The sequence below is a fragment of the Chlamydiifrater volucris genome, from assembly GCF_902806995.1.
GTDB classification, from domain to species: domain Bacteria; phylum Chlamydiota; class Chlamydiia; order Chlamydiales; family Chlamydiaceae; genus Chlamydiifrater; species Chlamydiifrater volucris.
Genome location: NZ_LR777654.1, coordinates 365,934 through 391,304, shown reverse-complemented (window position 1 = coordinate 391,304; position 25,371 = coordinate 365,934). Strand labels below are relative to the sequence as shown.

Annotated in this window: 22 protein-coding genes; 13 read left to right on the top strand and 9 right to left on the bottom strand. The window is 40.0% G+C overall.

Annotated features, from left to right (window positions below):
* Nucleotides 1–7: 7 nt before the first annotated feature.
* The 3 genes from KJA62_RS01670 to KJA62_RS01660 all read right to left on the bottom strand — a co-directional run bounded on the left by KJA62_RS01670 (nt 8) and on the right by KJA62_RS01660 (nt 1,989).
* Nucleotides 8–787, bottom strand: a complete 780-nt coding sequence (locus tag KJA62_RS01670; RefSeq protein WP_213318309.1) for a hypothetical protein — start codon at nt 785–787, stop codon at nt 8–10.
* Between the two features lie 136 nt (nt 788–923).
* Nucleotides 924–1,256, bottom strand: coding sequence for a hypothetical protein (locus KJA62_RS01665; RefSeq protein ID WP_213318308.1), 333 nt, complete (start codon nt 1,254–1,256; stop codon nt 924–926).
* A gap of 82 nt (nt 1,257–1,338) precedes the next feature.
* Nucleotides 1,339–1,989, bottom strand: a complete 651-nt coding sequence (locus tag KJA62_RS01660) for a hypothetical protein (protein ID WP_213318307.1) — start codon at nt 1,987–1,989, stop codon at nt 1,339–1,341.
* 176 nt (nt 1,990–2,165) lie between these two features.
* Here KJA62_RS01660 and bioB point away from each other — a divergent pair, with 176 nt between their 5' ends.
* From bioB to KJA62_RS01635, 5 genes are all read left to right on the top strand, one after another.
* Nucleotides 2,166–3,170, top strand: coding sequence for a biotin synthase BioB (bioB, locus tag KJA62_RS01655; protein ID WP_213318306.1), 1,005 nt, complete (start codon nt 2,166–2,168; stop codon nt 3,168–3,170).
* Nucleotides 3,149–4,282, top strand: a complete 1,134-nt coding sequence (locus tag KJA62_RS01650) for an aminotransferase class I/II-fold pyridoxal phosphate-dependent enzyme (RefSeq protein WP_213318305.1) — start codon at nt 3,149–3,151, stop codon at nt 4,280–4,282. The genes bioB and KJA62_RS01650 overlap by 22 nt, the downstream gene beginning before the upstream one ends.
* A 119-nt stretch (nt 4,283–4,401) precedes the next feature.
* Nucleotides 4,402–5,007 carry a dethiobiotin synthase gene (gene bioD, locus KJA62_RS01645; RefSeq protein ID WP_213318304.1) on the top strand — a complete coding sequence of 202 codons (606 nt, stop codon included), beginning with the start codon at nt 4,402–4,404 and terminating at the stop codon, nt 5,005–5,007.
* Nucleotides 4,989–6,263, top strand: coding sequence for an adenosylmethionine--8-amino-7-oxononanoate transaminase (bioA, locus tag KJA62_RS01640; RefSeq protein ID WP_213318303.1), 1,275 nt, complete (start codon nt 4,989–4,991; stop codon nt 6,261–6,263). Before bioD ends, bioA begins: the two co-directional genes overlap by 19 nt.
* Nucleotides 6,245–6,904 carry a hypothetical protein gene (locus KJA62_RS01635; RefSeq protein WP_213318302.1) on the top strand — a complete coding sequence of 220 codons (660 nt, stop codon included), beginning with the start codon at nt 6,245–6,247 and terminating at the stop codon, nt 6,902–6,904. The genes bioA and KJA62_RS01635 overlap by 19 nt, the downstream gene beginning before the upstream one ends.
* A 54-nt stretch (nt 6,905–6,958) precedes the next feature.
* Here the strand turns inward: KJA62_RS01635 and accC are convergent, their stop codons facing one another.
* From accC to rpe, 4 genes are read right to left on the bottom strand one after another with little or no spacing between them, the layout of a single operon-like run.
* The gene (gene accC / locus KJA62_RS01630) at nt 6,959–8,314 is read right to left on the bottom strand and encodes an acetyl-CoA carboxylase biotin carboxylase subunit (protein WP_213318301.1); all 1,356 of its coding nucleotides are present in this window, start codon (nt 8,312–8,314) and stop codon (nt 6,959–6,961) included.
* Nucleotides 8,314–8,808: an acetyl-CoA carboxylase biotin carboxyl carrier protein gene (gene accB / locus KJA62_RS01625; protein WP_213318300.1), complete on the bottom strand. Its 495-nt coding sequence runs from the start codon at nt 8,806–8,808 to the stop codon at nt 8,314–8,316. The genes accC and accB overlap by 1 nt, the downstream gene beginning before the upstream one ends.
* Before the next feature lie 18 nt (nt 8,809–8,826).
* Nucleotides 8,827–9,384, bottom strand: a complete 558-nt coding sequence (locus KJA62_RS01620) for an elongation factor P (protein ID WP_213318299.1) — start codon at nt 9,382–9,384, stop codon at nt 8,827–8,829.
* Between the two features lie 7 nt (nt 9,385–9,391).
* Complete coding sequence (gene rpe, locus KJA62_RS01615) at nt 9,392–10,072, bottom strand: ribulose-phosphate 3-epimerase (RefSeq protein ID WP_246481879.1); 681 nt, start codon at nt 10,070–10,072, stop codon at nt 9,392–9,394.
* 338 nt (nt 10,073–10,410) lie between these two features.
* Between rpe and KJA62_RS01610 the strand changes: the two genes are divergently transcribed.
* The 5 genes from KJA62_RS01610 (at nt 10,411) to KJA62_RS01590 (ending at nt 19,169) form a co-directional block, all read left to right on the top strand.
* Nucleotides 10,411–11,880, top strand: coding sequence for a coiled-coil domain-containing protein (locus tag KJA62_RS01610; RefSeq protein ID WP_213318297.1), 1,470 nt, complete (start codon nt 10,411–10,413; stop codon nt 11,878–11,880).
* A gap of 50 nt (nt 11,881–11,930) precedes the next feature.
* On the top strand, nt 11,931–12,818 hold the full coding sequence (locus KJA62_RS01605; RefSeq protein ID WP_246481878.1) for a class I SAM-dependent methyltransferase: 888 nt from the start codon (nt 11,931–11,933) through the stop codon (nt 12,816–12,818).
* Between the two features lie 79 nt (nt 12,819–12,897).
* Nucleotides 12,898–14,229, top strand: a complete 1,332-nt coding sequence (locus tag KJA62_RS01600) for a YihY/virulence factor BrkB family protein (protein ID WP_213318296.1) — start codon at nt 12,898–12,900, stop codon at nt 14,227–14,229.
* Nucleotides 14,230–14,244: 15 nt separating this feature from the next.
* Nucleotides 14,245–17,706 (top strand): hypothetical protein, encoded by a 3,462-nt coding sequence (locus KJA62_RS01595; RefSeq protein ID WP_213318295.1) that lies wholly within the window; start codon nt 14,245–14,247, stop codon nt 17,704–17,706.
* Nucleotides 17,707–17,780: 74 nt separating this feature from the next.
* A complete protein-coding gene (locus tag KJA62_RS01590) occupies nt 17,781–19,169 on the top strand; it encodes a hypothetical protein (RefSeq protein WP_213318294.1) in 1,389 nt (462 codons plus the stop codon).
* Nucleotides 19,170–19,249: 80 nt separating this feature from the next.
* Here KJA62_RS01590 and KJA62_RS01585 read toward each other — a convergent pair whose 3' ends face one another.
* Nucleotides 19,250–19,939: an amino acid ABC transporter ATP-binding protein gene (locus KJA62_RS01585; RefSeq protein ID WP_213318293.1), complete on the bottom strand. Its 690-nt coding sequence runs from the start codon at nt 19,937–19,939 to the stop codon at nt 19,250–19,252.
* A complete protein-coding gene (locus KJA62_RS01580) occupies nt 19,929–20,576 on the bottom strand; it encodes an amino acid ABC transporter permease (protein ID WP_213318292.1) in 648 nt (215 codons plus the stop codon). The genes KJA62_RS01585 and KJA62_RS01580 overlap by 11 nt, the downstream gene beginning before the upstream one ends.
* Nucleotides 20,577–20,998: 422 nt before the next feature.
* On the opposite strand from KJA62_RS01580, the gene tsaD reads away from it, so the two are divergent.
* The 3 genes from tsaD to KJA62_RS01565 all read left to right on the top strand — a co-directional run bounded on the left by tsaD (nt 20,999) and on the right by KJA62_RS01565 (nt 25,275).
* On the top strand, nt 20,999–22,024 hold the full coding sequence (tsaD, locus tag KJA62_RS01575; RefSeq protein WP_213318936.1) for a tRNA (adenosine(37)-N6)-threonylcarbamoyltransferase complex transferase subunit TsaD: 1,026 nt from the start codon (nt 20,999–21,001) through the stop codon (nt 22,022–22,024).
* A 71-nt stretch (nt 22,025–22,095) separates the two neighbouring features.
* On the top strand, nt 22,096–23,679 hold the full coding sequence (locus KJA62_RS01570) for a peptide ABC transporter substrate-binding protein (protein WP_213318291.1): 1,584 nt from the start codon (nt 22,096–22,098) through the stop codon (nt 23,677–23,679).
* A gap of 60 nt (nt 23,680–23,739) precedes the next feature.
* The gene (locus tag KJA62_RS01565; protein ID WP_213318290.1) at nt 23,740–25,275 is read left to right on the top strand and encodes an ABC transporter substrate-binding protein; all 1,536 of its coding nucleotides are present in this window, start codon (nt 23,740–23,742) and stop codon (nt 25,273–25,275) included.
* The last annotated feature ends 96 nt before the right edge of the window (nt 25,276–25,371 follow it).

The following is a 25,371-nucleotide window of genomic DNA, read 5'->3' as shown; positions in this document are numbered from 1 at the left end:
CAAAAATCTAATGCCACTTGTTGTTAGCAATGGAGAAAATTCTTCTCCATTCTATAGGCTCTGCCACATCTTGAGGCTTGACCCTGATTCTCCTAAGCTGCACATCCTCCGAAGGAAGCAATTTCCGAATGACAGAACAAGACAGTACCACTAAAGACAAAACAATAGCAACAGATATTCCAACACCTAAGAGAACCGCAATAATACCTGTACCTGCCAAAACACCTAGAGCAATGATACCGGCAATCCCAACAAGTATGGACAAAACTAGGCCTGTTATAGCTAGACCTCTATGAGACTTTATTTCTGGGTCAACAGTAACCTTCTCTTTCACACATCTAACGAAGATAGGTCCGGATGCTGGTCCTGTATACCTAATGTCCCCAAAGCAAGCTTCATCCCCCAGGTGAAATTCGCTTCTTAGAAGCTTTCTAACACAGTAATACCTATCAAAGGCTGCCTGAACTCTTCCCAGACCTCCCAGAGGATCTCCTCTAGAAACTTGTGAAAGAGCACACAACCGAGTAGCTTCTTTAGATAAATTTTCTATCTCTTCCATCAACCACGGAGGCAGCTGAAAAGATAAATTTTGTATTGATTGTTTTAATAGATCCAAGTCGTTCTTCAGATAGACAGCATCCCCATTAGTATAAACAGTGTACCCGGGCAACCGCTCTAGCTGACTTCTTTTTTCCGAAGACTTTTTATCATCCTCATTCAACAGGTACGCTAAGGTAGCCATTGATGAAGCTGCACCTAAAATACCGATTGTTCTACTTATTGCCATAATAAACACCTAGAAAAAGCAATAAAGAAAAGTATTCTAACAAAAAAAATACTTTTAGAGCAAATAAACAAACAATTGATATTCAATCATATAAAAGTTTTATCAATCCAAATAGAAAACTACAGATCAATCCTTCTCACGATTTTTCGTCCAAGCCTCTTGTAAAGGATCTAAAACACTTATGGACGGACCAAACTACCATTCCTATTAAAACTGTGGTCAAAACAAAAGAAATCCCTAGACTCGTCCACATCCCTAAAAGAAAAACTCCTGAGACAACAACGGAAAAGGTTAATAGAATCATCAAAAACGAAGAAAATAGAACTAGATCCCGGACCAAATAGGAAAGCCTCTTAGCCTTGTCTCTCTCTGGTAAAGGAACCTTAACACTAAAAGGAATAAACTCATCCTCCAGTGAGGGAGGCCGCCCTTCATTATCCCGAATTCCTAAGCCAAAAAAGTTAGCCATCACCAAACCAAAGCTGAAACAAAACAGCTGATTGTAATTAGAATCATCTTTTCAAAACAATAAACAATCTTTTGAAACCCTGCTAGACACTCTTACCCAAAAAGCAACACTTCGTCACAAGATAAATAACAGCCACAGAAGACACGCACACAGCCGCTGCTACACCTAATCCAAGTGCCATCATAGTAAACATTCCCAATGAAGAAATGAAAAACAGAGGAGCAAATATTATAAAGAAAATAGCTACTGATAAAAAAACACCAACAACTAATAAAAAAGCATTTGCACCACTGGGACAAACAGAATGCGTGGAAAAACGCTCAGAACTAGAATCCTGAAAAAAAGATTTTTCAAAAGAAAGATCTTGGTCCTTTTGCACACATTTTTCCTGAATGCTTCTCTTATCCCTACAAAGAAAGAAGAATTTACCCTTGAGAGACGCATAGAGATGTAAACAATGACTGTAGCAACTAAGAACTCTAGCATAGTCGCCTCTGTCTAAAGTGATGAGATCTCGTCGAGAAAGTACATCGGAAAGCCCCTCCAGGCACTGAAATAATTCGCTTATCATATCTTCATCTTCTGCTGAAATAGTAAGTCCTGATACTCGCCAATTTTCGACAAAAATTCTAACTTCTTTAGAAAAACTTTCTGGGCTTCTAAATCTGGACACGTAAGGAACAAGAACAGGGCCCGATGAAGAAAAGGAAGAAAAATTATTAGGAATAGACATGTTGTCTCCGAAAAAATAAAAACAAAAAGATTAGGGATTCCCCATACAAAGAATAAACAGGATAATTTTGTTAAAACTTTTTGAAAATAACTAACTTGTAGAAAAGATTGTTGACTTTCTACTATCAACAAGTAAACTCTCTTAGGAAAATTAACTTTCCAGGACTTTAATCTTGCATGACAGACACTTTACGGACCAATCCTTCTTTCTCTTTGGAGGAGATTTTAGAAATACTTAACTCGCCATTATTCGAACTCATCCATAGAGCGAATGGTGTTCTCCGCTCCAATTTCCCTCCTTCAGAACTTCAAACTTGCTATCTTATGTCAGTAAAAACTGGCGGTTGTGTCGAGGACTGCGCTTATTGTGCACAGTCCTCCAGATACAACACACATGTCTCTCCAGAAGCAATGATGAAGATAGTGGATGTTGTAGAAAACGCAAGGTTAGCCATCAAAAATGGCGCCACTCGAATATGTTTGGGAGCTGCTTGGAGAAATGTGAAAAATAATCATCAGTTCGATCGTGTTCTAGAAATGGTTAAATCCATCACAGATATGGGTGCAGAGGTTTGTTGTGCCTTAGGAATGCTGGCACCTGACCAAGCTAAAAAACTTGCTGAAGCTGGTTTGTTTGCATATAACCATAACGTGGACTCCTCCCCGGAATTTTATGAGACCATCATCTCCACAAGAAAATATGAAGACCGTCTTAACACCTTAGATGTTGTCCAAGAAGCAGGTATCAGCGTTTGCTGCGGGGGAATCATAGGAATGGGAGAAACAATGCTTGACAGAGCCAAGATGTTTCACGTGCTTGCTTCAAGAGAACACCCTCCAGAATCCGTTCCTGTGAATATTCTGTGGCCAGTAAAGGGCACTCCTTTGGAAGATTCTCCTCCAATACCTTTTTGGGATATCTTACGGACTCTAGCAACTGCTCGCATAGTATTCCCTTACTCCATGGTCAGGATGTCTGCAGGACGAGCGTTCCTTAGCATGGAACAACAAACATTGTGTTTTATAGCTGGAGCAAATTCTATCTTTTTTGGAGAAAAACTGTTAACAGTGGAAAATAACTCCATGGAGGATGACAAAGCTATGTTGGAATTGTTAGGAATGAAACCCCGCCCCTCCTTTATGAAGAGTAGAGGGAACCCATGTTCAAAGAACGATTCCTAAAGAAAGCTCTAGAGCAACGGCAATCAAAAGGCATTTTACGATCCCTTTCTTTGAACCATAACTCAGCTAAGGTTGATTTTGCTTCTAACGATTATCTGGGAATCTCTAGGATGGGGTGTTGCTCTCTGAAAGCTGGTTTTTCATCCCGAAATGCCAAAGGGTCTACGGGGTCCCGTCTGCTTACAGGTCACTCCTCAACCTACGAAAAATTAGAAGAGGAGATCGCTAAATTTCATAAAGTAGAAAGTGCTTTAGTCTGCAACTCTGGTTATGCGGCAAACATGGGCTTAATTTCCAGTGTAGCATTTCCTGAGGATCGAATTTTATACGATACCCATGTCCATTCCTCTATCCTTGATGGCATAAGGCTTTCTAGAGCCAAAGCTTTTCCATTCAAACATAATGATCTAAATCACCTAAAAAGACGTCTCGAAACCAAACACCCGGGGAATACATTCGTCTGCACAGAATCACTCTTCTCTATGAATGGCTCTCTCTCCCCTTTAAAACAAATAGCTAAACTTTGCTCCGAAAACGAGGCTCTTCTTATCGTTGATGAAGCGCATTCTGGAGGCCTCTACGGAGAATATGGAGAAGGATTAGTTCCCTACCTAGGATTACAAAAGTCAGTCTTTGCTACGGTATACACCTTTGGTAAAGCCTTTGGGATCTTCGGAGCAGCCATAACGGGAAGTTCTTTACTCAAAGAGTATCTGGTAAATTACTGTAGGCCTCTGGTGTATAGCACTGCACTTCCTCCTCTAATTGTAGAAGAAATCCGTCACTCTTATCGATGCGTCGAAAAAGCTTCAAAGGATAGGGAGTATTTAAATTCTTTGATCTCTTATTTTCAAGAGTTAACGGAAAAACATATGCTCCGAAGAGCTTTCCCTTCTCAAACATGTATACAACCCATGCTCTTCCCCGGAGCAGACAACGCTAAAAGAGCTTCTTCTCTATGCCAAAACGCTGGATTCGACGTCAGATCTATAGTTAGTCCAACTGTGCAAAAAAACTGTGAAATTCTTAGAATTTGTTTACACTCTTTTAATACCCTTCAAGAGGTCTCTCTTCTCCTAGAACTTTTAAATTCAGCCAATAAAATTACCTAGTTATGCAAAAGAAAACTGAGAGCTTTCTAGGGAAAAAAGATTTTTTCTTCTATAATCTCCCCGTAATCGCTGTGCTCCACTAAAAAGGAGCTATCAAAACGCCAGCGATCAACACTCAAATGAACGTAATAGTATCTGGAATTAATACAGGGGTCGGTAAGACTCTGGCTTCGGCTATCTTGGTTAGAATGCTTAGCGCGGACTACTGGAAACCTATTCAGGCTGGATCCTTGGACAATAGGGACAGTGATCAGGTTCGGTATCTGACGCAATGCGTTTGCCATCCTGAAGCCTACTTATTAAAGCATGAACTATCGCCACATAAGGCGTCGGAAGTTGAAGGCATATCCCTCGATGAGTCTTCTCTTCGATTCCCTAAAACTGATAATCCTTTGGTCGTAGAAATGTCCGGAGGATTTTTGTCTCCGTTCCATCATCGCTCTCAGGGAGATATTCTATCCGAGACCAATAGCCGTTGGGTAATTGTATGTCGCAACTACCTAGGGAGTATCAATCATACATTGCTAACGGTGGAAGCCATGCAAAGACGAAATCTGACCCTTTTAGGAGTCATCCTCAATGAGTATGACCACGAAGACTCCCTTTGGTTGGAACGCAAGCTCAATCTCCCCATTATAGGAAATATAAATCGAGAAACTAATTTCTCCCCAGAAATTGTTAACAACTACGCTTATGATTGGTCGTTATGCAAAATGATATTCTAACTAAAAAAGATTTGGAATATGTATGGCATCCATTTACACAACATGCTACAGATGCCTCTCCTATTGTTGTTACAAAAGCTAAAGGATGCTATCTGTATTCTGAAAAAAACCGATATTTAGACGCAATTTCATCTTGGTGGTGCAACTTGCACGGGCATGCACACCCATTGATAGCTAAGAGCATCTACAAGCAAGCTAGAACTTTAGAACAAGTGATCTTTGCTGAAATGACCCACTCCCCAGCAATTTCTTTAATGGAGCAATTAGTGCCATTGCTTCCTAAAGGGTTGTGCAAAGGCTTCTTTTCTGATAACGGATCCACCTCTGTAGAGATAGCCACTAAAATGGCAATCCAATACTTTAAAAATCAAGGAATTCCCAAAAATCGAATCGTCAAACTAGAAAATAGCTATCATGGAGATACTTTCGGAGCAATGTCGCTGAGCAGCGGTAGCTTTACTACAACCTTTGATTCTTTTCTTTTCGAAACTTTAACACTTACCCCACCCTATCCTGGTAAAGAAAATCAGTCCATAGAGGCAGCAGAAGAACTCTTCAATAATAATGCGGATATTGCTGCCTTCATTTATGAACCAGTCTTACAAGGCGCTGGAGGGATGAAAGTTTTCAATGCTGAAGCTTTCAATCAAATCTTATCTCTGGCAAAGAAAACCGGCGTTATCTGTATTGCCGATGAAGTGCTAACAGGTTTTGGCCGTACAGGCCCTATGTTTGCCTCCTCCCATATGGAGGAACAACCCGATATCATTTGCCTTTCTAAAGGGCTTACTGGAGGATTTCTTCCCCTAGCTCTCACTGTCACAACGCAAGAAATCTATGAGGGATTTTTATCTGAAGACAGGAAAAAAGCTTTCTTACATGGACATACTTATACAGCAAATCCCCTAGGTTGCGCGGCAGCTTTAGCCTCACTAAAAATTACAAAATCAGAAAGATGCACAGTGCAAAGAATTCTTATAGAAAATTACCACAAACAGTTCCAGGAGGAGCATGGGCACAGGTGGCCGCGATGCGAGGTACTAGGAACAATATTAATTTTGGATTATCCAGATTCTCTAAAATCTTACTTCTCCGAGCTTAGAAATTACTTATCTAAAGCTTTTTTAAAGAGAGGGATACTTCTAAGACCTCTAGGAAATACTGTCTATGTCCTTCCACCTTATTGTGTGTCTCTGAATGACCTAGATTTTATTTATTCACATCTTATAGAGGTGCTATGCCAAATCCCCCAATAACTTTTGTCTCCTACTCACTACAAATGAAAAGCTTGCTTTCAAAAATTATCAACGATCCCAATATTCACGCTAGGTGGGTGAACACCTTATCCTATATGGAGAACAGCGGAGCAAGAAAGATAGCTGCCAGCGAACACCCCATCTTAGTAAAAGAGGAAATCTTGAAACATGCCTTTGAAGAATTTCGACATGCTTACTACTTGAAAACACAAATCCACAGGATCACTAACAACTTTTTACCCTCCTATAGCTATGACTCTACCTTAGGCGGATTGTCTTCAAGATACTACCTTCATTCTTTAGATCTACAAACAACCAAGTTCTTACGCAACGAATACAACCTAACAGGATTTGAACTCAGATCTACGGCATACATCTTGGTCACATACGCCATAGAACTGAGAGCCTTGGAGCTATATACCATCTACAACGATCTACTGAAAGATACTCAAAATCCTATAACCATAAAATCTATTCTCGTAGAGGAGATGGGCCACCTTAGCGAAATGGATTCTGAACTTGCTTTAATAAGCGATGGAAAAAAACTACTAGAAAAGGCATGCTCAATAGAAAGCGTTCTTTGCTATAACCTAATGACAGCCCTTGCTTCCTTCTTAGAAGAGACTCCCGCTCCGTGTTAAAGGAGCCTCTTCTTTTCTCTTGTTAATTCGTGTCAACAACAGAATTAAAGAAATTTATATTATAGGCTCCCCTTGAGCCAGAAGATTGTCTATATAATTGATGTCATAATTCGAATTGACAAAATCTTCATTATTCAACATGAACTGATGAAAGGGTATTGTAGAATGAACTCCACCTATGTGAAATTCTTTTAAAGCCCTTTTCATTATAGCTATAGCCTCCTCCCTGTCCTTACCTCTCACAATTACCTTTGCGATCATGGAATCGTAGTAAGGAGGAATAACATATCCACTGTAACATGCTCCATCAACACGCACCGAAGGCCCTGCCGGAGGTAAATAATAATCTAACCTTCCTGGCGAAGGCGCAAAATTATTACCTGGATCTTCTGCATTGATCCTACACTGAATGACGTGACCAGAAAACTTAATGTTTTTCTGTTTCCAAGAAAGTTTCTCGCCTTGAGCAATACGTATTTGCTCCTTAACCAAATCTATTCCGGAAATTTCTTCTGTAATAGTATGCTCCACTTGAATGCGAGTATTCATCTCCATGAAATAGAACTTTTTGTCCTTGTCGAGGAGAAACTCCACAGTACCTGCTGAATAATATCCTGCATTTCTAGCTAATTCAACAGCCATTGCTCCCACTTTACGACGTATCTCCGGAGTCAAAATAGGACTGGGGGTCTCCTCTATAAGTTTTTGTCTTCGGCGTTGCAAGGTACAGTCCCTCTCTCCTATATGAACATAATTACCATGCTTATCTCCCAACACCTGAACTTCCAAATGCCTTGGATTTTCGATAAACTTTTCTATATAGACATCAGGATTATTAAATCCCGCTTCCGCCTCCGCTCTAGCAGCAGAAAAAGCTCTATAGAACTCATCTCTGGAACGGACTATTCGTATACCCCTGCCTCCTCCACCGGCAACTGCTTTGATTACGACAGGGAAACCAATCTTTTCTGCAATTTTCAATCCCTCTGCCTCATCCGCTACAACACCCGGAGAACCAGGGATAATGGGGCATTTCACCTTTCTGGCTAGATTTTTAGCAGCAACTTTATCTCCCATAGTAGCTATTGATTCTGAGCTAGGGCCTATAAAGGTTAGGCCACAGCTCTCAGAAATAGAAGCAAAATTAGCATTTTCGCTGAGAAATCCGTACCCAGGATGCACAGCATCAGCACCCGTAATCTCGCAAGCAGCTAGAATGTTGGCTATCTTGAGATATGATTTTGAAGCCTGGGACTCACCGATACACACAGCCTCATCAGCAAGTAGCACGTGGAGAGCCTCCTCATCAGCTTGAGAATAAACCGCTACCGTGGATAATCCTAAATCGTGGCAGGCTCGAATAATCCTAACGGCAATTTCCCCCCTATTAGCTATAAGAACTTTCTTCATTAATCAACCTTCATCACCCGAAAAAGCTTTGATCCAAACTGAACCGGATCTCCATTAGTTAGCAAGACTTCCACAACTTTACCACTAACTCCTGCCTTAACTTCATTCATTACCTTCATAGCTTCTACAATACAGACAATAGTATCTTCTGAAACAGTATCTCCAGGCTTCACAAAAGGAGGAGAATCCGGCGATGGAGCGCTATAAAATGTCCCAACCAAGGGAGAACTGATGAAAGACCCAACATCAGGCTCTGAAGAACCTTTGTCAGCAGACCTATCTTCAGGTGTTTCTTTGCTAATAGGATCTGAAGGAATAGGCTTCTCTCTAGAAAAACCAGAAAACAACCTACCATCGTAAAAACCTGGCACCTCACTGAATTGGCCAGACTCTTTCTCTAACTCCAATTCAAGCCCTTCCCTTTTGATAACGAAACGCTTCATCCCATTACGCCCCATGGCGATCATTAGCTTTTCTATTTGTTTTAAGTCCATAACGCTCTTATATGTTTATCATACCCTTTGAATATACTCGCAGGTTCGAGTATCGATTTTGATAACGTCACCAATTTCAATGAACGGAGGCACCAAGATCTCTATACCTGTTTCTAAGAGCGCCTTTTTTGCTCCCCCAGAAATAGGCATGTCCTCACCAGGAAAATCCGTCTTTGACACCATAAGCTCCAAAAAGTTAGGAAGCTCAACAGAGAAGACCGTATCTCCATGCACCAAAGCTGTAACGGTAGTGCCTGCCTTCAATAAAAGATTCTTATCCTTCATAATTTCTCTTGATATCAAAATCTTCTCGTAATCGCCAAGATCTAAAAAGAGATATGAAGACCCTTCCACGTATAAATACTCTAGCGTTCTGCTCTCAAACTGAGCTTCTTTAACTTCCTGACCAGATTTAAAATTCCTCTCCATGACAACGTCTGAGTCAGGAGACCTCAGAGAAACCTTAAAGAACACATCCCCTTTGGGACCTGTTATCTTCTCCACGGACACAATTTTAAACAAACCATCCTTTAGAGAAACAAACATCCCCGCTGAGAGTTGATTACTTAGCACCATAGCAATTTTATCCCCTTAGTAAAGCTATTCTTTGCTGCATGGCCTCGACACTGTTATCTCCTTTAAACAAATATGACGCCGCCACCAGAGCGTTAGCCCCTGCTTCAACACAACTATAGGCCGAATGGTCATCAATACCACCATCCACTTCGATGAGGCAGGGGGAAATCCCATCTTCTACAGCTTTGTCAAGTTCCTGTCTGACAAATTTGACCCGATCCACAGTTTCAGAAATAAACTCTTGACCGGAAAATCCAGGATGAACGGACATCAACAAAATAAGATCTGTTTTTCCAAAAAACTTCGGAATAAATTCCACAGAAGTTTCTGGAGAAAAAGCCACCCCAGACTGAACTCCACACCTTCTGATGTAGGCCAATAATTCCTCTACATCCTCCGAAGCCTCAAAGTGAACAACTATCCTATCTGCACCCGACGCTACAAATTTTTCGATAAAATCAAAAGGATTATAAATCATAGCATGGACCTCCAGAAAAATATCTGAAGTTCTGTTTATGGCAGCAATAGTATCTGGGCCAAAAGTTAAGTTGGGCACAAAGTGGCCATCCATGACATCAATATGTAGAAAATCAGCCCCTGAGGACTCTACCAAAGCCACTTCCTCTCCCAACCTTGATAGATCCGCTCCCATGACAGACGGGGCCACTAAAACTCGATCTCGCTTCAAAACAACTCCAAGGAACGATCCTGTGTTAACTGGGATGTTTATACAACGGAAAGTCATTATAATTCGAGAGCAATAATAAGAAATTGATATTTACCTAAGAGCTTTTCCAAAAAATCTCTTGCTTCTATCTACAAATAATGGGTCCCTATCCAAAATTTTGGAGCAAAAAAGACCCCTTAATAAAACCAGATAAAATAAAATTAAAGTTTACGTCATTCACTTTCAAAATATTAAAGAAAGAGTGAAGTCATCTGGTTAATAAGATGTTTTTGTTTACATTAAATAAAAACTTTTCTTAGAATACTCCCCCTCTTAACCCAAAAAAGAATGAAAAGATTATGAGTATGCCAGTAGCTTCTCCTGTCACCTTAGAGTCGGGAACTTCCTCCGTTAACAACCAGAAACCAGTCACTCCTTCGCAAGTACCCCTACTTGACAGGGTAGTCCAGGCCGCTTCAGTAGTCGCTCTAGTTGTCCTAGCGGTAATTGCTGGCTTAGGGATCGTTAGCATGGTCGCTTCTGGGCAATTACTTCTCGGGTTAGCGGCGACTGTTCTCGGTGCTGTAGCTTTTGCCGTGACTCTCTTAGCCCTTAACAGAGGTGGTTTCTTGTCAACAGTACGCCAACTCGAATTTGAGGTAGATAAATTCTCTGCAGAAAACGCGCAATTAACTAGCCAAGTATCAGGCCTGAAGAGCGTTAATGAGTCTCTGACAGAAACTAATGAATCTCTGTCGGCGACTAATGCAAATCTTAAAAAAACCAGTGAATCCATGAAGTTTTCCGCTAAGCAGCTCGCAATCGTCGGGGAGGACTTGGAAAAAGCCTCCCTCCAGCTAACGGATACTTCCGTAGACCTAAAAGCCACAACAGAAGCTCTTTCAACCGTGTTAGCTCAATCTAGAGAAGGATTGGCAGGTATCGCCTCTGCTTCCAAGGTCATGGATGAAGGAAATGAAGCCATACAGCAGTTAGTCCTTTCCCTGCAAGCCACTGTAAGCCTTCTTGAGTCTACTATTTCAAAACAGGGCATTGAGGAAATGCTTGAAGAAATGCGTCAACGATCGGATGAACTCAAAGAATTGAAAGATTGCTGTAGCCAACAAAAAGAAGCTTTAGAGGGACTTAAAAAAGAGTCAGCAATCCAAGCAGCTTTAAACCAAGAGCTGTCGCAAACAGTTGACCAACTAAAGTTCACAAAAGGAGAGCTCCTAAGGTCCATACAGAAGCAAGCTGAGGCAACTAGAAAACAGTCTGAAGCTGCTGAAAAGCAGGCTGCAGTAGCTAAGGAGCAAGCTGAAGCAACGCAAGAACAGGTTGAGTTAACTAGACAGATGTCTTTAGCTGCTAATGATCAGCTAAAATTAGTTGCGCAACTAAACGAATTCCAGAGTAGGCTGGAGCGCTACCTTTCTGATAAAGATTTGGCAGATATACAGAGGACTACTCTCCAGGATGAAGCTTTGAGAGATCTTATCCGGACGAAATTGGAGATTGCCTCCCTAGTTGCCATGCTACAAAAGGCTATAGATGAGGCTGTGGACCTTTCTTCCGGATCTGCTGCTATGGATGACCACGATACACAAAGAACCGAAGGGACGTCGACTCCTCGCGCAGGATCTCCGACAGGGGCAAAAGCTTCTGAAGAAAAATTAGCTGCAGGCACAGAAGGTTCAGGTACTGAGGAAGTCTCTTCAAAAGACTCTTCCAAGGAAAAATCTGTTGAAGCTGAAGAGACTAAAGACGAAGGCAGCTCCACAGTAACAACCGGAACCACTGGTGAAGGTGACGACGACGAGGTCGACTAGTCTCTAGTTGTTTATCCGATTAGTAAAAACTGAAAAGAGGGCACTTCAAAGTGCCCTTTTTTCTTACTGTAATGCATATCCAAGCAACTATGAAAAATCAAAAAAAACAACATACCGGAATCAATAGACATACTTTTCAAAAAAACATCGAAAAAAAACATCATCCCTATACATCTTGGAGCAAAGTAGCCAAAGAGTATCACTCTATTGTTGGATTCGAGGGGCATTTCTACCACAAAGAAGTAATCTTACCCAATTTACAAACATTCTTGGAAAACTCTTCTGAAGATATTTTTGTAGATCTTGGGTGCGGCCAAGGAGTTTTTGAAAAAAACATCTCAAAAGACTCTAAATATTTGGGACTAGATATCTCAAAAGAACTTATAAAAATAGCTGAAAATAGTAGAACAACCCCGAACCACTCTTTCGTTGTAGCAGATCTCACTAAACCAGAATTACCTTCAAAAGCCCATCCCTATTTAGGAAAAGCTTCAAAAGCTGTTGCTATATTATCTCTACAGAATATGACCAATCCAGAAATCGCTATAACACATGCGAGCAACCTACTAAGAAACGGTGGTTTATTTGTGATCGTGTTAAATCATCCCTGCTTCCGGATTCCTAGGTTGTCCTCATGGGGGTATGATGAAGATCAAAAACTCATGTATCGAAGATTAGACCGATATCTTTCTAAGCAAAAAATACCCATACAAAATAATCCAAGTAGGAGGAATTCTGCACTTACCTGGTCTTTCCACTTTCCACTAAGCTTTTGGATATCAGCTCTAAGAAAAAATAAATTTCATTTAACCGATCTAGAGGAGTGGATTTCTCCTAAACAGTCCTATGGAAAACGAGGTCGAGCAGAAAACCTTGCTAGAGAAGAATTTCCATTATTTTTGGCTTTAAAAGCAGAGAAAGTTGTTTTGAGAAGATAAATACAATCCCTAGCAATTAATTAGAATTAAAATAATTTTTTTATTAAATTTGTAATAAAAGTGAACAAGTTCTAATAAAATGCTAAAAAAAATCCGCTCTCTATTCAGTTCTTCAACCAAAAACATACGATCATTTAAAAATAAAGTTTCCCCCATAGAGAGCATCAAAGAGTCTCGTTTTATACGAGTCATAAAAGCGACAATATCAACAGTATTCTACTGTGAACTTCCCAGAGAGGCCGCTATTCTTAGTTACTACGGGGTCCTTACAATCATTCCCATCCTAGTCTTCTTTTTCAGGCTCTCAGAAAAACTCTTTGCCAATGCAGACTTGCAAAAATTCCTAATAGAAAAGTTCCCTAACTACGCCTCTCAAATTAAAGAAATAGGGATAACAGCCCTAGAAGCTTCTGATTCTGGTACGGGAATTGTATTAATTTCTAGTTTCTTTGTGTTCTGCTGGGCAGGACTACTGATGCTATCGTCTTTAGAGGATGGATTAAATAAGATATCTGGAAATGGTATTCTTAAAGTATCGGGCAATAGATTGTTAGCTTACCTAGGAATCATATTGGTCTCCCCCATGATATTTATCCTTTCTTACGGGTCTTTCATATACGCAACTAAAATACTCCCCCTACTAAATCCAAGCTTTCTTCCACTAACTACCTCTCAATATGTTCTAAAACTTTTCTATTCTACTCTTCCGTACTTCGTAATTTGCCCCACCCTGTTTCTTTGTTACTATTTTCTTCCAAGAACGAAAGTTTTATCTTCAGCAGCTTGGATCTCTTCAGCCGTAATAGGAATCATTTATGTCTCTTGCCAACATTGGTTCCTGATTATGCAGATTAAATTATTCAACTATAGTTTCACCTACGGTGCTTTGGTGGCCCTGCCCTCTTTCCTCTTGCTGTTATACTTCTGCTCGTTTCTATTTTTGGTCGGGGGAGCGTTAACTTTCTCCATACAAAACCTCGGATATAAGTTCTTTTCAAGGCATAACCCATTACTAGAAGGGTATGAAAAAACTATTGTGTGCCTAGAAATTCTTATTATGATTATGAATAGATTCAATAGAGGGACTTGCGCCCTAACTGCTAACGACATTTCTAAATCTACTCGAATCCCTTTGGGAGAAATTACACAATGCTTAGACATCCTAGTGGAAAGAGAACTGATAACAGGCTTTGGAGAAAAAAGGAATCAACAGAAGTATCTTCCAGCTTTCAACTTTAATGAGATTACTGTTTTAGAAGTCCTAAAAAAAATTATCGGTGCTAATGAGAATATGAAGCACAAAACGAGCATCGCTGGTAGCGCAGCAGAAGAATCTTTGAAAAAGATTATGGACAGCTTGCAACACGACGAAAATAACGTAACCGTATTGGAGCTTACTCAGAACTTCTAACTTTGGATTTTCATCATGTTTCTCTCTCGAACTTTGAGAAAAGTTCTGTTGTACTTTGCTATCCCAGCAACATGTGTCCTTGCTGCAATGATTTTTTTGCCGAACTTCTTGTCCCACTTTGGAAAATCCGTACTGTACTCAGTTATCCGTAGAGACACGGGTCTCATAATAGATGCCCATTCTATTGATTTTAAATGGATTGGAAAACAAAAACTCTCCCGCATCAAAGTTTTTTTCCCCGACGGCAAAAAGGAATTGTCTGCAGACTCTATAGAGATTGATTCTTCTCTCGTTCGTTTAATTATGAAAATTCCTCCTAAAGGGATTCTGATTAAAAATTGGTCTTTGATTGTTGATAATTCATCGAGAAGTAGTACAGATACATTATCGCACATTCCACCCAAAAAGCTGTTCCCTTTTTCCAACATGAACATTTTATCGGAAAATGGGAATATCACGTATAAGATCCACCCAGAAAAAACACTTTCAGCTTCTAGAGTTTACCTAAAAAAGGATCAGGAATCCTTTGTCCTCAAAGCTACAACAAAAATGAACAACATCCCAGGAAAAATTTCTGTAAGCACCTCTCTAGCTCCTGCTGTGCAACTAAATGCTGAAATAGAATCCTTTCCCGTAGCCTTTTTGACACTAGTAACCTCCTCCGAAATAGCATCTCACACTCTAAAATCAGAAGATCTCATAAATATTTCCTCCAGCATCACTCACTCGAAGAACGACAGCAAATCCCTTACATTGACATTATCTGGGTCTAATTCTAAAGTCCTACTTGAGGGTAACATCTCTAATTCTGTGCTAACATTAGAGGAAATATCTTCTTCTACAATAGAAATTAACGAGCAACTAACTACCCACCTTCTTCAACCCTTCTTTCCCTTCTCTAACAAAATAAAAGCCTCTCACTTGGCATTAAAAACACTAACCTTACAGATACCCCTAAAAACGTCAGAGATACGTAACTTTACCGGAAAAGCCGAACTATTCATAGAGAGCTTATCCATATCTCCTAGAAATCCTTCTTTAGAATTTTCTTTAGAAAATATTGGTGTGCTTATAGAAAAAAGCGAGAATTCCTCCTCCATAAGAGCTTCAGCCAATAGCGTTATGAAGTCTCAAACAGCCAAGGTAAATTTTGTATCAAACTTTTCTCAAAAACTAGGTAAGCATCTGTTTTCTTTCCAACATTTAGGAATCCCTCATGCTTATTTAAGAGAACTCTTCCTTGCCCCAAAATCCATAGATATACCGATAGAAAATTCCAGCTATGTATTGAATGTTCATGGCGAATACGATCTAGGAAAAATACATGCTAAAACCACCCTTGAGAACACTCTTGTCAACGTACTTTTAGATTCATCGGGCACCTTAGACTCGCTAAACTTTGAAGGACAAGGACATTACCACCTACCAAAACAATTTTTAGATAAAGCCTCCTTCGAGGCTGTGAATGTTTCTTTTTCAGGTAAAATACAACTCACGGGTCATCACATATTTTTCCCCAAATTTTATTCTAAAATTTCTGCAGGAAATAATGAAATCAACATACATGCAAAATTGGGCAAAGACGACTCACCTATCTCAATGGAAAACAGTGCTATACTGGTTCATGGCTCCCTAATAGACTTGCCCATGGAATTTTTCCAACCATCCTTAAAGGATTTACGCATCCAAGAATCTTCTTTCTCCTTTCACTCAGAGGATTCCAAACTATCCGCCAAAGGCAATCTCAAAGCTTCTATCCTGGACGAGAGTCTCCCCGATAGCCAACCTATCAGGATCCTTTTCCCAGAAATCACAATCATGACCAACAAGGATCCTACTAAAGAACACCATGGGTTATTAACAAAAGATTCCTCTTGGGCTTTTTCTGGAGATATTCTCTCTATTCCCATCCCCTCCTTATGTAAAATAACCAAGTTTCCTGACCTGTCTAAATATCTTGGCAATGAAGGATCAGTAACAATCAATGGCAACTATTCGCCGAAATCTGAAGACCTGTGGACAATCTCATCTATTATCAAAACAGAATCTCTGTCAGCAAATATTGTTCTAGCCACTGACCAAGATCTTAAATTTTCTGAAAGAACGAAGGGTAAAATTAATTGGGAAGTATCCCCAGAAAGATATTCCAGTTTTTTCGATAATTCTTCCTGTAAACCTCTATGTTCGTTACATAGAAATGCTTCTGTCCAGATTAATATATCTAAAATTTCTTGTCCGGCCACATCTTCAGGATTAACGTGTTTTTCTTTCCTACAAGGCGATGTCGAGGGAGAACTATCTACTTCTTCTATGATTTTTTATGATAAGTCATCTAAAGATTCTTTTATCATTAATCCAATCACGGGGAATATTCGTTCGTCAAAAGATTCTGACACAGTTGCTTACGAAATCTCTGGCAGCTGTATGTCTTCAAAACAAGATGCTAAAAACCCTTCTAAGTTCTTCATCAAAGGCTCTTTGAGTTCTGTCCTCTCTGGAACCAACCAACATTTTTCTCAAGTGGCCAAGTGGATCAATATTCCATCCACGTTTATTACAGGGATCTTTCCTATTTCGCCATCAGTGAAAGCTCAAATCTCTTCTTTAGCAGGGGCCTTTATCAACGTGTCCATCGTACACAATCTAATACAAAATGAAGGTCCTATCATCATTTCCATAGACTCTTCTAATCTCAAAACTGAAATACCGTTAATAGTAACAGACAAAGCCTTATTGCTAGGCAACCAGTTGAAAGCTGAATTACACCTCAATGACGAAGTAAATAAAGCTTTCTTACAAGAATTTAATCCCCTGCTCTCTCAAGGAGGTGCTTACTCCGAAGAACCTATATCTCTGACCGTGGAGAAAAATGGATTCTTTCTTCCCATCAGGCCCTATTCCTTTTCAGAGTTTAAAATAGAAAATGCAGAGTTAGACTTAAAAAAAGTCTACGTTGAAAATAGAGGGGATATTAGAGAACTATTTAAATTCCTGGGAATTGCTGAAAAAAAGGATTCCGTAGAGGCGTGGTTCACTCCTATATTTTTTTCAGTAGACAAGGGAAGTATACATTGTAAGCGTTTTGATTCTCTAATAGACAAAAAAATTCGATCAGCTCTTTGGGGAAAAACAGATCTTGTTAACAATAAGATCTATATGACTCTAGGAATTGATCCTGAGGTCATCAAGAAATACTTTCGTAACACTCATCTGAAAACAAAAAATTTCTTCTTAATTAAAATCCGAGGATCTATTTCCTCTCCTAAAGCTGACTGGTCCTCTGCCTATGCTCGCATTGGGTTATTAAAGAATAACTCAATAGGAAATCCCATTATCAGTAATTTAGCAGATAAAATATTTTCCTCTTTGGGAGATTCTACTCCTCCACAAACCACTCATCCTCTTCCTTGGGAACAAGAAAGAAATTCCTCCTCCAGAAAATCTCGACTAAAAGAGAAAACAAATAAAAGAAAATAAATTAATTTTTTATTCGAAAATAAAACAAATCTTTTTTAAAAAGTGATTTTATCTAAACAAAAGGTATTTAATTCATGGATAAAAAAGATTATTCAAAAGATCCCATTGTATCAAAAATTAAACAAGCAATAGAAACACTAAAAAAATACTCAAAAACTTCTAATTCAAAATCAATAAATACAATACTCAGCCTAGAGTCCCTAAAAAAAATAGAAGAGCTCAAAAAAAAATTAAGAAAATCCTTAAAGCCTGATTCAACATCATCCTCCAATAAGGACAAAGAAAAAGAAGTGCTATCGGAAATGAATGTTGTGAAACTGAGTATCAGAGCCATTATAGCGGAACTTCAAGAAATTAGAGAATTGCTAGAAGAAGCCATGGATAAAGATGCTATTGCTCACGAAGATGTTGTCCAAGCAGTGATGATGGATCTTATGTACAAATTTTTACCTCTATCGGGTGGATCTATGAAAGGGGATTTATTCATGAATAATTACCCTATTAAGGGACTTAAAACTCCTCTTTCTCCTGAAGATTCTCATGCTGTCAATTTTGGATTCCTGAAGACCTATCTCCTACCCATCACCAATAAATTCGATAGCATAGAAGTCAAGTGTAACAATCATGATTTAACACTATCCTCTGTACAACTGCAAAAAATGTCTGTTTCAGGGGGATCATTCAAAGGAAATGTTAACATGGATGGAAACAGGCTCACAGGACTCCCTTACCCTAAGAAAGGATCTGAAGCAGTCTCCTTAGAGTTTCTTCAAAAATTTGCAGAAGCAAAAATGAATCCAGGAAAAAAAGATGATAAAGAGAAAAAAACGACCGCAACAACAAACTCACCCTACGTTATTTCCTCGCCTTCAAATACATTATATTCTGGAAGAGTCGTTGACAAAAACCCATCTCCATTGCCTCTACAACTAATAGGAGGAGGGTTTAACGGATTTACATGGAAAAAAGGTGATAGTGATTCTGAAGGAGCCTTTCCTTGGGAATCACTAAGATATTCAAAAATGAAAGATGAAGAAGACAACTGCTTCATTATCCCTGAAGCCAAAAACGGCTACGAACTTTCAGGCACAAGACCAGGAATCTACGATTGGAATTTTACTTTACAAGCATTAGTCCCTACTTCCCAGCAAGTATCTCACCCCACAATTAAACTAGAAATTACACTAAATCATGGTCCATGGGCCCTAGCTAACTCTCAATTCTCTAAAACAAGCACCTTACCCATAACTCTTTCCTTGAAAGCAAAAACATATGTCTCAGGAAATTCCTACAACCTTGTTGAATTATCGGCCAGCAATGCTAACAGTCATCGGACAATTATGGTCCCCCCTCATTATTCAGGATTTTCCATTAAACTAAGAAACAATACCACTGACCACGAAGAATCTACCGATCTATATGTCATTCAGGCATTCTATTCCCTAAGCTGGAGAGGAATATAGATTGGACAGAAACTCCAAAAGAATTTCTTAGGGAGAAATAATCATCCCTAAGAAAAGGGTTTTAGCACCAATTAATTTATTTACCACGAAGAAAAAAAGTCTTGAAATAACGCCCTATCATCCGAGGGAGTATCTTTCGCAACGTCATAAAAAGCTAAAATTCTTCCAGAATCTACCAAGTAGGCTCTGTCTCTACACTTTTCAGCAAAACGGGTATCGTGAGTGGAAACCCCTATAGTTAATCCCTGCTCTTTCAAATCCTGAATTATAGCAGCAAAAACATCCGAAGCGTAAGGATCTAGAGCAGAAGTCGGCTCATCAAACAAAAGAATTTTCGACTCCATACACAAAGATCTAGCTATAGCTACACGTTGTTTCTGACCTCCAGACAACATTTTGGGATAATAACAAGCTAGATCTTCTATTCCCAATTTTTTTAGAAAGTTGTAAGAAACTTCCTCAGCAATATCCGGTGACTGTTTTTTGACTATTATTTGCGGATGCGAACAGTTCTCTAAAACTGTCATGTGAGGGAAAAGCTCGGGATTTTGGAAGACAAACCCTGGATGACTATGTTCTCTAGAAGAAAAGACTATCAATCCAGAGGACGCCTCTACAAGACCAGCTAAAGCTCTGAGCAAGGTAGTCTTACCTGAACCACTCCTCCCTAACAACAGCGTTATGCGCCCTTCTTCAAGAGTAAACGAAGCATCCCTAACAACTTTTCTGCCCCCCAAGGTGACCGAAAGTCCTTTTACACTAACACTCATACTCTCTTCCTTTTTCCACTCGACGAGAAAGATAAGCACACGCGGAGGTCATAACGAGATACAGCAACGCAGAAAGCCCATATATTTCTACTGGATTCAATTCTCTAGCGACAATGTCCCTGCTTACCTTTGTCAATTCCGGAACGCCAACCACCATTAAAATACTGCTCTCTTTGATTAAAGCTATATATTCGTTAGCTACGGAAGGAAAAACGGAGCGAACCACTTGAGGCAACAAAATATAAAAGAAGATCTGCCCAGGGGAATATCCCAAAACTTTGGCCACCTCCCATTGCCCCGAAGAGATAGAATTGATTCCCCCACGAATATTTTCGGCTAGATAAGCTGCCGAATTTAATCCTAAAGCAATAATCCCGGTCACAAGAGGAGAAAACGCAAACCAACTCCCTAGAAAGACAGGAAGTCCAAAATATAGCATCAATATCTGGATGAACAGTGGAGTTCCCCTCACCACAACTACATACGCCCCTCCTAAACGAGACAACCACTTGCAACGAGAGTACCGGCAAGTCACTCCTCCTACGACAAGCCCCAAGATCGACCCTATCGCTATGGAAGCAGCAACTATACCAAGCGTATAAAAACACCCCTTCAGGAGTAAAAATATATTAGACACGAAACTCTTGTAGTTAAAAGTTACACTTCATCCGAAAATCAGGAACAAAAATGCGTTACCCCACGAATAAAATCAAGAAAAACCACCTGCACTTTAAACGGCTGGATAGGGTCATATTCCAAAACACCCTTGAGACACTTAGCGGGCAAAAGTTAACAAAAATCTTGATTTAGTTAAGAGGTAAATTCCAAACAGTGATTCACTCTAACTCAATATACAGAAAGCCAATAATATAGAACAGCGATGCGCAATAGAAAATCCAAAACAAGCTTCCATTTTAAAGTTTTATTTTAAAATCTCTTCACTAAAATCCCCATTCAACCTTTTTATTCTAAACCTGTAGAATAATTTTTCTCTTGACTATAGAATTAGGATTGAAAAGTTTAAGAAATTATCAGCAACCACTAAAGGTTTTCTTCAGCATGCTAACTCTAGGGATTGAAAGCTCCTGCGATGAAACATCCGTCGCTGTTGTTAAAGACAAATTTTTCATACGTTCCAATATTATTGCTTCACAAGAAATTCATTCTTCCTTTGGAGGTGTCGTTCCAGAACTAGCTTCCAGGGCCCATATTAAAACTTTTCCTTCCGTTCTTGCGAAAAGCCTAGAAAAAGCCAATGTTTCTCCAAAACAACTAGACCTAGTTGCTGTTTCTTCAGAACCAGGTCTCATAGGTTCCCTTTCCGTCGGCATTCATTTTGCTCAAGGATTTGCTGATGCTTTAAAGAAGCCTCTCATAGGAGTCAATCATGTTGAAGCACATATTTATTCAGCATTTATGAGTCACCCAGACAAAGTGACATTTCCTGCTCTTGGAGTTGTAATATCAGGAGCACATACAGCACTTTTTCTCGTTGAATCACCAACCTCCTTTAAGTTAATAGGAAAAACAAGAGACGATGCTATAGGAGAAACTTTTGATAAAGTTGCCTGCATCTTGGGATTACCCTACCCCGGGGGACCTGCCATAGAAAAACTATCCACGGAAGGAGACCCCTTAGCTTACACTTTTTCCGAAGGCAAAGTCCCCGGATTTGAATTTTCTTTCAGCGGCCTTAAGACTGCCGTTATGTACGCGGCAAAGGGCAATAATGCTAATAAAAAAACTCCCAATAAACCTATGTCTGAGCAACAACTTAAAGACCTTGCTGCTTCATTTCAGCGAACAGTGTTTTCTTCCCTGATCAAAAAAATTCCTCTAGCTGCTCACAGATGGCATTGCAAGTCGATTCTTCTGGGCGGGGGAGTATGTAATAATAAATATTTTCAAAATCTTCTTAACTCCTTAATGAGTATTCCTGTATTTTTCCCCTTAAAGGACCTGTGTTCCGATAATGCCGCTATGATAGCTTCCTTAGGAGAAGCTCTTTACTCGAATTCTGAAAACCAACGACACATGCTTCTTAGACCATGCACAAGATCTTCCTGGCCCCAACTGACTGCTTAAGAAAGTTACTTGTATTTCATCTGCCTTTATTCTTACTCTTTCTAGTTGCTTCGTGCTCTAACCAAGGCAAAATGACTGATGGAGATGCCAAAGCTAATGTTCTTTCTGTGCTTATGCACGACGATCCTTATTCCCTGGATCCTAGATCCGTTCGCCTCCTCTCTAACATCACTTTGTCTAAACATCTTTTTGAAGGCCTTTTGAGAGAAACTTGCACTGCAGAAGGCGTAGAATTGGCTCTGGCCGAATCCTATTCTGTTTCTGCAGATAACACTTGCTATACCTTCCAACTAAAGCCAACCACGTGGAGCAACGGAGACCCTCTGACCGCAGAAGATTTCAAGGAATCCTGGGAGCAAGTCATTTTGGGCCTTGTGCCCTCTGTATTTCATTATGCATTCATGGATATAAAAAACGCTAAAAAAGCTCTTTCCGGAGAGGTTTCTAGGAAAGAAATTGGCATCTACTGTCCCAACAAAACAACTCTTGTTGTTCAGCTTGATAAGCCTGTCCCCTACTTTCCTAAGCTTCTATGCTTGCCAGCCTTCTCTCCCGTGCATAAACTTTGGCGAGAGCAAACAGACCTTTCTTTGCCTTCGTCTTCAAAAAACATGCTCATTGGCAATGGCCCATTTGTTCTTAAAAAAAGACGTGCTAAGCAGTACCTCCAGCTGGCAAAAAATCCCTGTTACCATGAAGCTGATCAAGTAAAGCTCTCGGGCATAGATATCCAAATTATCCCTGATGTTCACACAGCTACCCTACTATTTGAAAATGGGAAAATTGACTGGCAAGGTCCACCTTGGAGCGATTCGTTACCCTTAGAAACTAGCAAATGTTTAACAAAACAAGGGAAGCTGCAAAGATTTGATATAGCCGGGACTTCATGGCTTATTTTTAACACAAAAAGGTATCCCTTTAACAATAAAAAGTTAAGGAAAGCTCTTTCCTTGGCTATAGATAGACAGCTTTTGGTGAATACTGTTCTCAACGGAAGAGGGTCTACAACCTTTGAAATTTTACCTCCATGCTTAAATCCCAAAGGAGGCTTCTCAAGCTTTTACAAGGAAGCTCCAACTACATCTGAAACAAGCGATGACCAACAACAATCGGCCAGAAAGCTTTTTCACGAAGCCTTGGAAGAATTGGGGCTTTCTCCGGAAGAATTCAAAAAGTTTCCTCTACTTTTCCCCGCATCAGGCTCCGTGACTCCTCTTATTGTTCAAGCCATCAGCCAGCAGTGGAAGGAAGTTTTAGGAATTCATGTCCCTTTACAAGGGCTAGAGTTTAGTGTTCTCCAGGACAAGAAACATTCCGGATCCTTTTCCCTAACCATAGGAGACTGGATGGCAGATTTTCATGATCCCATGGCTTTTCTTTCCATATTTTCATCTCCTTTCGGCGTTCAGCCTTACGTACTAGACAATCCTACATTTGCTGCTTTGGTAACAAGTATTCAAAAGGAGGAAGACGAGCTTGCACGTGCTCAACTCATCGAAAGGGCGTCAAGCCTTTTGGAAAATGAATCGTGTGTTATGCCCCTATATCATCATTCCTTTGAATTTACTTTGAATAAAAGATTGGCAAACCTTAAACTCTCTCCCCTGGGCACGGTGGACTTTAAGTACTCGGAGCTGCAAGCAAATAAGGAGTGATCTGGAAGCAATTGTTTTTATCTGTTAAACAATATCTTTTCCCTGAAACTAAAGTCTCTCATGAGTAAAAGAAGCCCTTCTTTCTTATCCCTGTGGGGATTGTTTTTTTTCGCCGGTCTAGTTGCGGTCATCTACATCTTTGATGTTTCCCTCCCTTGGCAGGAGAAAGAAAGCTTCCAAGCAGCTATCAATGCTAAACCGACGTCTTCGACATTAGTCATAGCCCTCAGTGATACACCAACAACAATGCACCCTCACGATGCTCGGAGAGCCTTAGATCTTTCGTTGATCCGACAGCTTTTCGAAGGACTTGTGCGAGAAAATTCCCAGAACCCCGAGGGTATAGAGCTTGCTGCGGCACAAAACGTATACCTCTCCGAGGACGGAAAGTGTTACACCTTTAAGTTAAAGAAAACTTTTTGGAGCAACGGGGAGCCTGTAACCTCTTGCGACTTTCTCCGTTCGTGGCAACGAGCTGCTAAACTATCTATCTTTTCCTCCCTTTTCGAAGACATTGAAACAACTTATAGTGAACTTGATACAACAAGCAATAGCTCACTACGACTGTACGCCCCGGACCCAGAAACTTTCATCGTCTACCTGAAACACCCTCAAGTAGATTTTCTAAAAAAAGTTTCTTGCCCTACTTTCTTTCCTATCTACCGGTTGCGAACTAAACAGTTAGTATCTAATGGCGCCTATCGGCTGCATACACAATCCTCCAATCACTCCATACTTCTAGAAAAGAATCCTTTCTACCACGATATCCAAGCAAATACGGTCCCTTACATCAATTTATCTGTTGTTTTCAATATACAAACAGCTTCCCGACTTCTTGAAAAACAAGGTATCCACTGGTTGGGGCAACCTTGGAACCAGTCCCTCCCTAATGAAATAAAAAAACGTTTAAAACAGAAAAAAATCCAGCAAGTTTCTCACCCTATAAAGGGATCATTTTGGTTAACGATAAATCCTGAAAGAGAATACCTAAAAGACCCTTCCCTTCGCCGAGCTCTCTCAGAAAACATTAATAAAGCTCATTTGGTAGACTATATTTTGCAGGGAAATCAAGCCATCGCTACTACTCTTACGCCCACGACTTTCTCACCTTCTTCCAAACCAATCACCTTCTCCTCAAACGACATCACCTCTTCCGGAGGCAAACTTTCCCTCTCCTACCCTTCAGACATTCTGCAGTGCGTCCGTATTGCTGAATTTTTACAACAAGAGTGGAAGACGCGACTTGGGCTGCACGTATGCTTGAAAGGGGTAGAGTATCGAAGACTCATTGAAGAACGAAGTAAAAAATGCTACGATATCGTCACACAGACCGGGACTGCCCTATATCCCGGAAAGGAAGGGTTCTATCCCATCATACTGAAACAATTTTCCGATATTTATTCCGAGACCAACGCAGATTTGCTAAAGACGACTCCGGTGCAACGTCAAGAAGATTTCCTTCTCGAGAATCACATTGTGATCCCGTTGTATCATTTGTCTCAAGAATTCTTTTTATCTATCCCTATAAAAAATATTATTTTCTGTTCCGATGGTAGTGTCGATCTTAAGTATGTAGAGCTCTGCTCTAAAAGATGAAGCACTATAACTAAGTTTGTTAACAAATATTTTTATCCCTTCATAATCCCTTTAGTTTTCACTTTTCTAATACTCAGACTAAAAGATATAATCTGT